The following is a 12,095-nucleotide window of genomic DNA, read 5'->3' as shown; positions in this document are numbered from 1 at the left end:
AAATCATTGCGCAGCTTCGCTGATCGATGCAGGCTGCTGGACTCAGGAACATTCACAGAGTGTGTGAATGGTGTGAATGCGAAATATGGGGTGTTTGGGGTGAGCCTTTCGATTATCCGATTATATGGAATATTCCGGATATGACGAAAATTCGCTTTGGGTCAGCCCGGTTTCGAGCCGATGAGAGGAGAGAGTGTAAAGCTTTTTGGTACGTGGTCCAGACTGACCAGGGTTATTCAATGAACCATTTCCTGACAAGATTGATGCTTCTGCTGGCGGTAGCTCCTACGCTACTGGGGCCAGGCTGCAGCAGTTTCATGAACAAGTCGATCCAGGACGAGTTTGTGGACAGTGAGGAAGTGTACCAGCAGGTCGCTCACGAAATCGAATATCCCAATGTGGATTCCATTGATGAAGGCGACACGATCGGCACAATGGCGCCTTCGAGTGTCGCCAGCTCTGCAACCCCCGATTACTGGGATCTTTCGTTGCAGGAAGCAGTCCGGATGGCACTGGAGAGTTCCAAGGTGCTGGGTGATGTAGGTGGCGTTTCATTAAATACGCCGGCTGCAGTGACCACGAAATACGATCCTGCCATTACCGAGTCGGACCCGCGATATGGCGTGCCTGCGGCACTAAGCGCCTATGATGCCACGCTGTCAGCGAGTACGTTTTTTGAGAAGAATGACAAGGCGTTGAACAACGTCTTCTTCGGCGGTGGTACCCGTCTGTTGCGACAGGATGCAATGGTGATCCAGGCGCAGCTGACCAAGCGTGCCATGACCGGTACTGAATTTACCCTGCGGGACTACATCGACTACGATGCCAATAACTCGCCCGGTAACCAGTTCCCCCACGCCTACCAGAACAATATCGAAATGGAATTCCGTCATCCGCTGTTGCGGGGAGGCGGAATCGATTTCAACCAGCTGGCCGGACCGAGTAACACGCCGGGAGTGATCAACGGTGTGATCATCGCCCGCATGAATACTGACATCAGCCTCGGCGAATTCGAGATAGCCGTCCGTAACCTGGTGAGCGACGTTGAAAACGCTTACTGGGATTTGTATTTCGGTTATCGCGATCTCGATGCGAAAATCATGGCCCGCGATTCCGCACTGGAAACCTGGCGGCGGATTCATGCGTTGTATGAAAATGGACGTCGTGGCGGCGAAGCTGAAAAAGAAGCGCAGGCCCGCGAACAGTATTTCCGCTATCAGGCCGAAGTGGAAAATGCACTCAGCGGTCGACTGCTGAATGGCACGCATACCAACAACGGCAGCCAGGGCGGAACCTTCCAGAGCAATCACGGTGTGTATGTTGCAGAACGACGCCTGCGTAAGCTGATGGGCATTCCGATCAATGACGGCCGACTGATTCGTCCGGCAGATGAACCATCGCTGGCTCGTGTTGACTTCGACTGGGAAGAGACCCTGGTGGAATCGCTGGACCGTCGCCCCGAAATTCGTCGTCAGCGCTGGGCGATCAAAAAATACGAACTGGAATTGCAGGCCAACGAAAACTTCCTGCTGCCCGAACTCGATTTGATTGGCCGGTATCGCTGGCGTGGCTTTGGTAAGAACTTCCTGGCCGAAGGTTCCAATCCCGGACCATACGAAGGTGCTCTGAATACCCTGTTTGATGGAAATCTGCAGGAATGGCAGCTGGGGCTGGAATTCTCTGTGCCCCTGGGACGTCGGCAGGCGCATGCAGCCATGCGAAACGCAGAACTGCAGCTGGCACGCAGCCGGGCGATCCTGCATGAACAGGAACGGACCGTGGTACAGAGTCTGAGTAACGCCATCGCCGATGTCGATCGGGCGTACTCTGTGATGCAGACAACCTTCAACCGTCGTCATGCGGCCCGACAGGAAGTAGCGGCAGTGCAGGCGGCTTATGAATCAGACAATGCGACCCTGGACCTGCTGCTGGAAGCACAGCGTCGTCAGGCCGAAGCAGACAGCAGTTACTATCGTTCGCTGGTCGAGTATGCCCTCGCGGTTAAGAACGTGCAGTTTGAGAAAGGCTCGCTGCTGTCGTATAACAACATTTTCCTGGCTGAAGGGGGCTGGCCTCAGAAAGCCTACATGGATGCAGCAGAGCGGGATCGTCTGAAAGGGCGTGTCCGGAACATCGCAGCAGCACCACTCTATACGGGTGAGATTTCGCGGGGCGTTTATCCTCAGCTGCTGACCCCGGGCGAAGCACCACCCGAGCCGGTTGCTCCTGCTCCGGAAGCAATGCCTCAGACACCAGCACCGCCGGTACCCGGCGTGCAGAGTGAATCTGCAGCAGCACCTGTGAATGAAAAAATTCAGTCGATCGATTTCAGTGAACCAGCGGAATCCGCGGCTGCCATCCAGAATCTGCAGGGAACTCAACCAGGTCCCGATGGCACTGCTTTCATTCCTCCGGCACCCTCTCAACGTGAAGCATCTGCGACACTGAAGGCCGCTTTCCTGGGAACGGAAGCTGATTCATCCGCTGTAACGCTTCCGCTGTCGGAACCGGCTCCTCAGCCGGGAGCGAACTTTAACTCCTCGCCAGGTGTCGAGTTCGAACCGAGCCTGCGAGCAGCCCGTCAGCACCAGATTCCGGAATTCCCGGTACGTGGCCGTGCGGGAGAGCAGGATCCCTTTAAAAATTACCGGAATTCCGGCCCCCGCTGGGAGCCCGTGGCGATTCCCGCTGAGCAGCAGCGGAATTTGAGGGATTTTTCGGGCGAAGTAAAGCGATTTCCACTGAAAGAGGCAGATTCATCCGACAGATGAACAGACTCTTCTCGATGAAAATACCGCTGAAACTGAGGGCGTAACCGGTTCAAAGTTCAGTCCCAGTGAAGCGATTTCGGATAAAATAGTGTATCAATGTTACTTGCCACTTTTTGCCGATTGATATAACTTAAGATGTAACAGTATATTTTAGCCAGAATGTATAACTGGAATCTGGTATGCGGCAAAGGCATCTCCTGCAGAGATGTTCTTTTTTCATATCAGTAGTCAGAGAGTGTGTTTCCCGACTTTTGAAAGTACTTAGCGGGACACAAAACCAATTTCTTGATTCGATACAAGGAGAAACAAGCAATCGAAACAACGCAGAGACTTAATGACCAGATCCGGATCAGTCCGGTGCGGGTCATTGATCAAGACGGGGAACAACTCGGAGTGATCCCCACAGCGGAAGCATTGAAGTTAGCGATGGAGGCCAACCTGGATCTGGTGGAAGTGGCCTCAGACGCAAAGCCCCCCGTCTGTCGTATCATGGACTACGGGAAGCTGAAGTACGAGCGTAAAAAGAAGACCAGCAAAAACACCAAGCAGCATCAGGTGCATCTGAAAGAAATCCGGATGCGTCCGAAAATCGGCAAACATGACATTGAGTTCAAGCTGAAAAGCGCCCGGAAGTTTCTGGAGCAGAAAGACAAGGTCAAATTCAATATCATGTTCCGTGGTCGTGAAAACGCGCACCACGAACTCGGCCGGACCATCCTCGGAGAAATCCAGGAAAAGCTTTCCGATCTGGCAAAAGTGGAGCAGGCTCCCTCAATGGCCAGCGGTCGGAATATGATCATGGTGCTGGCTCCCAGGTAGAACTGTCTGGCAGACCGTACTTCTCCGGTAAAATTCGAAGCTCGACCTCCCCATCGCTGATCGTGCGCGCTCTGTACGCAACCTGCCTGAATCTGCAGGCAGGCTGGTTGCTCTCGGAATGCAGCTTAGCGAAGCTGGAAAATCAGGGTTTCACCCAGGCGCCGCTGCGGTTGCTCTCAACAATCGCCTCGATCACTTTCATGTTGGCGACAGCATCGGTGAGCGGGGTGGGCACCGCGGTATTGTTGAGAATGGCCAGTGAGAACAGATCGCCCTGGATACTGTATTGGTTGCACTGATCCAGTTTGACCTCGGCGATATCAGCGCCGGTCTGGTGCCAGACACGACAGGGGCGGTCGATCGGTGCATTGAAGGGAATTTCAATCTCCACTCGTCCCTGTGTGCCATGAATCTGCACTCGCTGATAGGGATTGAGCTGTGTCGAGCAGGTGAAGGTGGAGGTTCCTCTGCCAAAGTCTAGCGTAGCCGAGGCCAGGCGATCGGTCCCCAACTCACTGTCGTATTCGACGATTCCTGAGACGCGCTGCGGTTCCTCGCCAAAGATAAATCGTGAGAGTGAGATGGGATAGCAGCCGATGTCCATCAGACCGCCACCACCGATTTCACTCTGGTTACGAATGTTTTGCGGATCGTCATTGAAGTAGGAGAAAAATGACTGAATCGTACGCAGTTCCCCGATTGTGCCATCTGTCACCAGCTTTCTGGCCAGCTGCCATTGGGGGTGGTGGCGATACATGAAGGCTTCCATCACTTTCAGCTCGGGATGCGCTGCAGCGCAGTCGACCAGTTGCTGGCCCTCGCTGGAGGAGAGCCCGATTGGCTTTTCGCACAACACATGTTTGCCCGCTTCAATGGCCTTGATGGACCAGGGGACATGCAGATGGTTGGGCAGGGGATTATAGATCGCATCAATGTCCGGGTCGGTTAGCAGTTCTTCGTAAGAACCGTACGCACGGGGGATTCCCAGCTCGGCGGCAGTCTGCTCAGCCTGGTCGAGCGTGCGGGAAGCGATTGCGCTGATCTCACAATGTTCTCCCTGCTGCATGGCGGGAATGACCTGTACGGTGCCGATTTTTGCGGTGCTTAAGATGCCCCAGCGAATGCGATTGCTCATAGACGAAGCCGCCTCTGTCCAAATGTGAGTGGATGTGATGTGTTCGAGTTGCTGAATCTGCATTCATCATGCAGCATTGCCGGTGGAGTGTAAAGGCACTGGAGATGCAACGGAATCGAATGCCTGGTGCGCAGAATCCCTCCGTTGAAATTCCTGGTGAGGAAAACACCGTAAACAGATGCTGTGGTCGGGTTCCGTCTACTGAGTGATGCGTTCACTGTTGCCGGAATTTTCTGATTCTCGACAATGAGACTGCCATCTGTCCGGGCTATAAGAAGGGGCTTCGCCACACCAATTGGATGAAAGTGTCCTTAATGGTGGCTCGTGCTGCAATTTTGCGGGGTTCATGCCTGTCTGGCGTAGCATTCAGCAGCGGGCGCTTGTCCCCAATAATGAGAATTTCAAAACCGGCGACTCCCGACTCCAAGAAACTTTCCCTAACCTGACGCTGAATGGATTGCTAACATCTTCCCTTACATCTATTGTGCGAAAATAGATGGGGTATCATCTCTCCAAACCGGTTGAAAAGTCCGCCGCGACCATCGATTGACTCATCAATCTCCAAGGCACGTTCTGTCTGTTTCAGGTTGGTCCGGCTCGAAAGGTCTTGTCAGGTATATCAAAAATGGATCGTTTTCTGTTTCCAAAATGGACAAATACGATTGTGCCAGTGCTAGGTGCGCTGGGGGCGATTGGAGTCCTGTATGTTGTTGGTATGGTTGCATTTGGGGCGAGTCCGGAGACGACGGACGTCGGTTATCAGCCCGAGCAGCCACTCCCCTTCAGTCATGCTCTGCACGCAGGTAAGTTGAAGCTGGACTGCCGCTACTGTCACAACACAGTTGAAGTTGCCGGCCACGCTGCTGTGCCTCCTACCGCGACCTGTCTGAACTGCCACTCTGGTGCAGACGCCAACGGGGTGGTTAACACTGTTGCCATCCACTCGACCAGCCCGAAGCTGGCTCCCATCCGGGAAAGCCAGGCGACCGGGAAGTCGATGCAGTGGCGTCGTGTGCATGACCTGCCAGACTACGTGTACTTCAACCATAGTGCTCACGTTCGTCGTGGTGTGAGCTGTGTTTCCTGCCATGGTCGCGTTGACAAAATGGAAAAGGTCACACAGGTTAAGCCGTTGAGCATGGGCTGGTGTCTGGAGTGTCATCGGCATCCTGAACCGAATCTGCGTCCACCTGAGCTGGTAACGAAGCTCGACTGGAAGCCCGAAGGGGATCCGGAAGAAGTGGGTGCAAAGATTCGGAAAGAATTGAATTTGAATCCTTCTACTAATTGTTCTACGTGTCACCGCTAAGGGGTTCGGTTGTGGATAAAAAGTATTGGCGAAGTCTGGGTGAGTTGCATTCCACGCCGGAATTTGAAGAGATATTGCATCGCGAGTTTCCCGTGGCCGCTTCGGAGTATCCCGAAGGTGTTTCGCGGCGTCGCTGGATGCAGATCATGGGTGCCTCTGTCGCTCTGGCCAGTGTGTCAGGGTGTCGCTGGGAAGATGAGAAGATTTCACCGAGCGTGTCTCGTCCCGAGGGGATGATTCCCGGTGAGCCTCAGAAATATGCGACCTTTGTTGAGCTGGGTGGGCAGGCTCAAAGTCTGCTGGTCACCAGCTACGACGGGCGTCCGATCAAAGTCGAAGGGAATCCGGATTCGGCACAGAACCGTGGTTCTTCCACGGCACAGGCGCAGTCAGAAACTCTGTCTCTGTACGATCCCGATCGTGCGGTCGGCGTGATTGAGCGTCAGGACGGAAATCGCTATGTCCGTGACTGGCAGGCGTTTCTGGCATATTCAGATAAAGTGCTGGGTCAGGCACGCGAGAACGGTGGGGCCAAGCTGCGAGTGCTCGCCGATCTCAGTACTTCTGTAACCCGCAAGGGATTGCAGGACAAATTCGCAGCCATGTATCCCCAGGCACGCTGGTTCGATTATGGAGCCGGTAACCGGGATAATGCTTACGCCGGTTCTCGTCTGGCGTTCGGCGAAGTTGTTCGTCCTCACTTCGATCTGAAGAAAGCGAACATCATTGTCTGCCTGGATGAAGATCTGCTGTCAGAGCATCCCGCCGGCATGTTGCACACTCGCGAGTGGGCCGCCCGTCGAGATCCTGCCGCTGGTCCGATGAACCGTCTCTACGTGGTTGAAAGCCGTTACACCACAACTGGTGTGGCTGCCGATCATCGTCTGCCGACGCGTTCGGTCGATCTGGGGGCGTTCCTGTCGAAACTGGAATCTCAGGTTCAGGCCCGTGTCGATGGTAAGAAGCCGGAAGCGGCCAGCGATGAATACGCTGACAAAGTTCTCGCTGCGATGGCTGAAGACCTGGTGGCCAATCAGGGTTCCAGCCTGATCGCGATCGGCGAGAATCAGCCTGCTGAGTTGCACGCCCGCGTCCATAAGCTGAATGAGCAGCTGGGCAACGTTGGCGAGACGGTCAAGTACACGCAGGAGCCGCTGGCAACGGAACTTCCTTCTGTCGAAGCACTGCGGACGTTGACCGATGAAATGCAGTCTGGTGCCGTCGAAACCCTGGTCATTCTGGGCGGAAACCCCGCCTACAATGCTCCTGGCGACATCGACTTTGTCTCTGCTCTTTCCAAGGTGCCGAATGCGATTCACCTGGGTGAGTATGAAGATGAAACTTCACTGCTCTGTCACTGGCACCTGCCCAAAACGCATCCGTTCGAACAGTGGGGTGATTCCCGGGCTTACGACGGAACTCTGTGTGTGGGTCAGCCTCTGATTGAGCCTCTGCATGACGGAAAGTCAGAAGTCGAACTGCTGGCAATTCTGTGCGGCGACAAGCATCCGGTCGCTCTGGATCTGGTGAAAGAAGCCGTTAAGGGCTCGCTGGATTCCATGGCTGTTAACGCTTCCTGGCGTCGCTCGGTGCATGATGGTTTCGTGAAAGGCACATCGCTGCCCGCAGTCTCTCCCAAAGTGAAAGACCTGCCTGCTGCCAAGGATGTTGAAACTTCCGACGAAGATCTGGAGCTGGTCTTCTACCTCAGCCCGAAACTATATGACGGTCGCTTCGCCAACAGTGGCTGGTTGCAGGAAACTCCCGACAGCCTGAGCAAGATTACCTGGGACAACGCAGCCCTGATTGCGCCGAAAACCGCCGATGACCTGGGCGTCAAATTCGGTTCCGTCGTCAAGCTGATTCTGGATGGAAAGTCTCTGGAACTGCCCGTTTACGTGATGCCCGGTCAGGCTCCGAATTCGGTTGCTGTCGCTCTGGGCTACGGTCGTACCGCCGCTGGTCTGGTTGGCGGAGATGTCGCTCGCGATGTAAAGCCGGTTGGTGAAAACGTCGCTGCCCTGCAGGCTAAGGGGGCGATGAACTTCAAGACCGGTCTGAAAGTCGAAGACACCGGCAAGCATTACGAACTCGCCGTCACCCAGGATCACCATGCCATCGACACCGTCGGCGGCAACGAAGTGCTGGGCCGCGTTGGTCAGCTGGTCCGGGAAGGCACCTTGGGTGAGTGGGAAAAATATCCCGACTTCGCCGAACATCGGACACACCATCCGCCTCTCAAGTCACCTTGGGAAGAACTGTCTTACGATGGTCATGCCTGGGGGATGTCGATCGACCTCTCCAAGTGCGTGGGCTGTAATGCCTGTACCGTCGCCTGTCAGGCAGAGAACAACGTTCCGGTCGTCGGTCGCGAGCAGGTTATCAACAGCCGCGAAATGCACTGGATGCGAATCGATCGTTACTTCACCGGTGACGACGTCAACAATCCCGGCGTAGCAACTCAGCCGATGCTCTGTCAGCAGTGCGAACTGGCACCCTGTGAGCAGGTTTGTCCGGTCGCTGCTACCGTGCACACCGACGAAGGTCTGAACGACATGGTTTACAACCGCTGTGTCGGTACCCGTTACTGTGCGAACAACTGTCCTTATAAAGTACGTCGCTTCAATTACTTCAACTTCAACAAGGTTTACGAAGAGCCACGCGGCAAGCTGCAGGCTCTGGTCCTGAACCCGGAAGTCACGGTGCGTCATCGTGGTGTGATGGAGAAATGTACTTACTGTGTGCAGCGAATCAAAGCCGTTCAGATCGAAGCCAAGAACGAACAGCGACCGATCAAGGATGGCGAAATCGTCACCGCTTGCCAGCAGGCCTGTTCTGCCAAGGCGATTGAGTTTGGCGACCTGAATAACGAAAACAGCCGCGTTGCCAAGGCCCATGCAAATCCACGGACCTACACGGCACTGTCGGAACTGAATATCAAACCTCGTACTTCTTACATGGCCCGGATTTCGAATCCACATCCATCACTGGCACCTCCGGTTCCAGAACCTCATGGTCACGGTCATGGCGAACAGCATGCTGAGGCTGACGGTCACGGCGATCATGAACATGATGAGAAGCACGAAAAGAGTGAGAAACATTAAGAGTGATGCAGGGCGGCAGAAGCTCTCTGCTGCTGTGTGACTAAACGAATTACCAATCCGTTTGATTTTATAAAGTAAAGAACTGGAACTATGGCTTCAGTAGCATCCGAGCCAATTGACACAACAACGGAAGTTCCCGGCAAACGTACTCCGCTCGTCACCGGTGCACACGATTACGGAACCATCACGGATGCCGTTTGTCGGCTGGCCGAATGTAAGGCTCCCCTCAGCTGGTACGTGGCATTAGCCGCTTCCGCCGCACTGATGGGTATGCTGTTTGGTCTGGTGGGATACCTGATCATCACCGGTGTTGGTGTCTGGGGTAACCGCAGTCCTGTCTTCTGGGGCTGGCCGATCGTGAACTTCGTGTTCTGGGTCGGTATCGGTCACGCGGGTACCCTGATTTCCGCGATTCTGTTCCTGTTCCGACAGGACTGGCGTACCGGGATCAACCGCGCTGCCGAAGCGATGACGATTTTCGCTGTAGTCTGTGCGGGGCTGTTCCCCGGGATTCACATCGGTCGTGTCTGGCTGGCTTACTGGCTCTTCCCGATTCCCAACCAGATGTCCATGTGGCCAAACTTCCGCAGCCCGCTGCTGTGGGACGTGTTCGCCGTTTCTACTTACGCGACCGTATCACTGTTGTTCTGGTACATGGGGATGATCCCCGACCTGGCCACCCTGCGTGACCGGGCCAAGAATAAAATTGCTCAGTTCGGTTACGGACTGTTCTCACTGGGCTGGAACGGTTCTTCCCGTCACTGGCACCGTTACGAGCGGGCTTACCTGCTCCTGGCTGCCCTGGCAACTCCACTGGTGCTCAGTGTGCATACCATCGTGAGTTTCGACTTTGCCGTTTCACAGCTCCCCGGTTGGCATACCACGATCTTCCCGCCTTACTTCGTCGCGGGTGCGGTCTTCAGTGGTTTCGCCATGGTGCTGACACTGATGATTCCCGTACGATCCATCTGTGGGATTAAAGACCTGCTGACCGACCGTCACCTGGAAAACATGACCAAGGTGATCATCGCCACCGGAACCATGGTGGGTTATGCCTATGCTATGGAATTCTTCATCGCCTGGTACGGCGGTAACCGCTATGAAACATTCGCCTTCATCAACCGTGCGTTCGGTCCCTATGCCTGGGCTTACTGGATCATGGTTTCCTGTAACGTAATCAGCCCGCAGCTGTTCTGGATCAAGAAGATCCGCACAACGCCGTGGATGATTTTTGTGGTCTGTATTTTTGTGAATATCGGTATGTGGTTCGAACGTTTCGTGATTACCGTCACCTCACTGAGCCGCGACTTCCTGCCTTCCAGCTGGGGTTACTTCAAACCGACTATTGTTGACGTGTTAATGTTGATCGGAAGTTTCGGTCTGTTCATGACGCTGTTCCTGCTCTTCTGTAAATTCCTGCCGATGGTAGCGATGGCAGAAGTCAAAAGTGTTTATCATGAACCTCACGGTCATGGCGATTATCAGCCAGAGATCAAAGACTAGAGGCAATCAGAACGGCTGTCAGACTGTATTTTGATACGGTATAAAACATGAGTATGAATAAAGAAATTATGGCGACCACGATCGAACATCCAGCTGAGAACAAAGTAGAACCCGAACTCCTGGGGTTGCTGGCCGAGTTCAATGATCCGGAATCCCTGATGGAAGCATCCCGGAAGGTGCGCGATGCCGGCTACAATCGCTGGGATACCCATACCCCGTTCCCGGTTCACGGAATCGATGAAGCTATGGGCATCAAATACACGATTCTGCCCTGGATTGTGGCTGCCTGCGGTCTGACCGGCGGTACTATCGCGATCAGCATGCAGTACTGGATGAACGCCGTAGATTACCCGTTCCTGATCAGTGGTAAGCCGCTCTTCAGTATTCCGGCCTGTATTCCGATCATGTTCGAACTCTCGGTTCTGCTGGCTGCCTTCGGTGCCTTCTTCGGCATGCTCGGTCTGAACCAACTGCCCAAACTGTACAATCCGATTTTCAAATCGGATGCTTTCCGTCGTGCAACCAACGACCGCTTCTTCCTGAGTATGGATGCCAGCGATCCCAAGTTCTCCGAAATCGATACCGGGGAATTCGTGAAGTCGCTCAATCCAAACCATGTGGAAGAGTTCTGGTCGGATGTCGAATCACCAAAACTGCCACGGAACCTGAAACTGGGCCTGAGCCTGTTCGGCGTCCTGATGCTGATGCCGATCGCCCTGGTTGCTTACAAGCGATCCACTGTGACCGATAATCCGCGGATCCATATCATTCCCGACATGGACTTCCAGCCGTATCTTAAGGCACAGAATACCACTACAATCTTCGGCGACGGTCGTGAAATGCGTCCGCATATCCCCGGTACGATTCCCCGTGGTCAGTATAAAGATGACAATATTCCCTTCTACTACGGTCTGAAAGTTCTGCCGGAAGATCAGGATGTGATTACGATCGCCGCCCAGGACGATGCGAAAGCCGATGAAGAGAAACCGGCTGAAGCAAAACCAGCAGAAGGTGCCAACGCTGACGCCCAGGCGGCAGCAGAAGACAAACTGGCTAACCTGCCCTGGGTAACCGAGTTTCCGATGCCCGTCACCGATAAGATGATGGCTCGGGGTAAAGAACGCTACCGCATTTACTGTTCTGTCTGTCACGGTCTGGGTGGGGAAGGTGATGGTCTGGTCACCCTGCGAGCCATGGACCTGCAGCAGGGAACCTGGGTACGCCCGGCATCCTACCATACCGACAACGTTCGTAAACAGCCTGTGGGACGCCTGTTCCACACGATCACCAACGGTGTCCGCAAGATGCCTGCCTACGGGCCGCAGATTCCGCCGGAAGATCGCTGGGCGATTGTGCTCTATCTGAAGGCCCTGCAGAAGAGCCATCAGGTTGACGCAGATACCCTGACAAATGATGAAAAACGAAAACTTCGGGACACCAAATAACAGGTTTCC

Annotated in this window: 7 protein-coding genes; 6 read left to right on the top strand and 1 reads right to left on the bottom strand. The window is 54.5% G+C overall.

All coding sequences use genetic code 11. The features are described from left to right. Positions 1 to 239 precede the first annotated feature (239 nt). Both FYZ48_RS06150 and infC read left to right on the top strand, forming a co-directional pair. On the top strand, positions 240 to 2,771 hold the full coding sequence (locus FYZ48_RS06150; RefSeq protein ID WP_242022419.1) for a TolC family protein: 2,532 nt from the start codon (positions 240 to 242) through the stop codon (positions 2,769 to 2,771). 285 nt (positions 2,772 to 3,056) lie between these two features. Further along, positions 3,057 to 3,590: a translation initiation factor IF-3 gene (gene infC, locus FYZ48_RS06145; protein WP_261343289.1), complete on the top strand. Its 534-nt coding sequence runs from the start codon at positions 3,057 to 3,059 to the stop codon at positions 3,588 to 3,590. A 142-nt stretch (positions 3,591 to 3,732) separates the two neighbouring features. On the opposite strand, the gene FYZ48_RS06140 is transcribed toward infC, so the two are convergent. Continuing rightward, a complete protein-coding gene (locus tag FYZ48_RS06140) occupies positions 3,733 to 4,725 on the bottom strand; it encodes a Gfo/Idh/MocA family protein (RefSeq protein WP_149338473.1) in 993 nt (330 codons plus the stop codon). Positions 4,726 to 5,350: 625 nt separating this feature from the next. Here FYZ48_RS06140 and FYZ48_RS06135 point away from each other — a divergent pair. The 4 genes from FYZ48_RS06135 to FYZ48_RS06120 all read left to right on the top strand — a co-directional run bounded on the left by FYZ48_RS06135 (position 5,351) and on the right by FYZ48_RS06120 (position 12,086). Continuing rightward, positions 5,351 to 6,034, top strand: a complete 684-nt coding sequence (locus tag FYZ48_RS06135) for a cytochrome c3 family protein (RefSeq protein ID WP_145192633.1) — start codon at positions 5,351 to 5,353, stop codon at positions 6,032 to 6,034. Between the two features lie 11 nt (positions 6,035 to 6,045). Further along, entirely contained in the window at positions 6,046 to 9,138 is a 3,093-nt protein-coding gene (locus FYZ48_RS06130) for a TAT-variant-translocated molybdopterin oxidoreductase (RefSeq protein WP_149338471.1), read from the top strand. A gap of 90 nt (positions 9,139 to 9,228) precedes the next feature. After that, a complete protein-coding gene (gene nrfD, locus FYZ48_RS06125; RefSeq protein ID WP_149338470.1) occupies positions 9,229 to 10,641 on the top strand; it encodes an NrfD/PsrC family molybdoenzyme membrane anchor subunit in 1,413 nt (470 codons plus the stop codon). A 47-nt stretch (positions 10,642 to 10,688) separates the two neighbouring features. Continuing rightward, complete coding sequence (locus FYZ48_RS06120) at positions 10,689 to 12,086, top strand: quinol:electron acceptor oxidoreductase subunit ActD (protein WP_149338469.1); 1,398 nt, start codon at positions 10,689 to 10,691, stop codon at positions 12,084 to 12,086. Positions 12,087 to 12,095 lie beyond the last annotated feature (9 nt).

Origin of the sequence: Gimesia chilikensis (assembly GCF_008329715.1) — a bacterium.
GTDB lineage: Bacteria > Planctomycetota > Planctomycetia > Planctomycetales > Planctomycetaceae > Gimesia > Gimesia chilikensis.
This window is presented reverse-complemented; position numbering and strand designations above follow the sequence as displayed.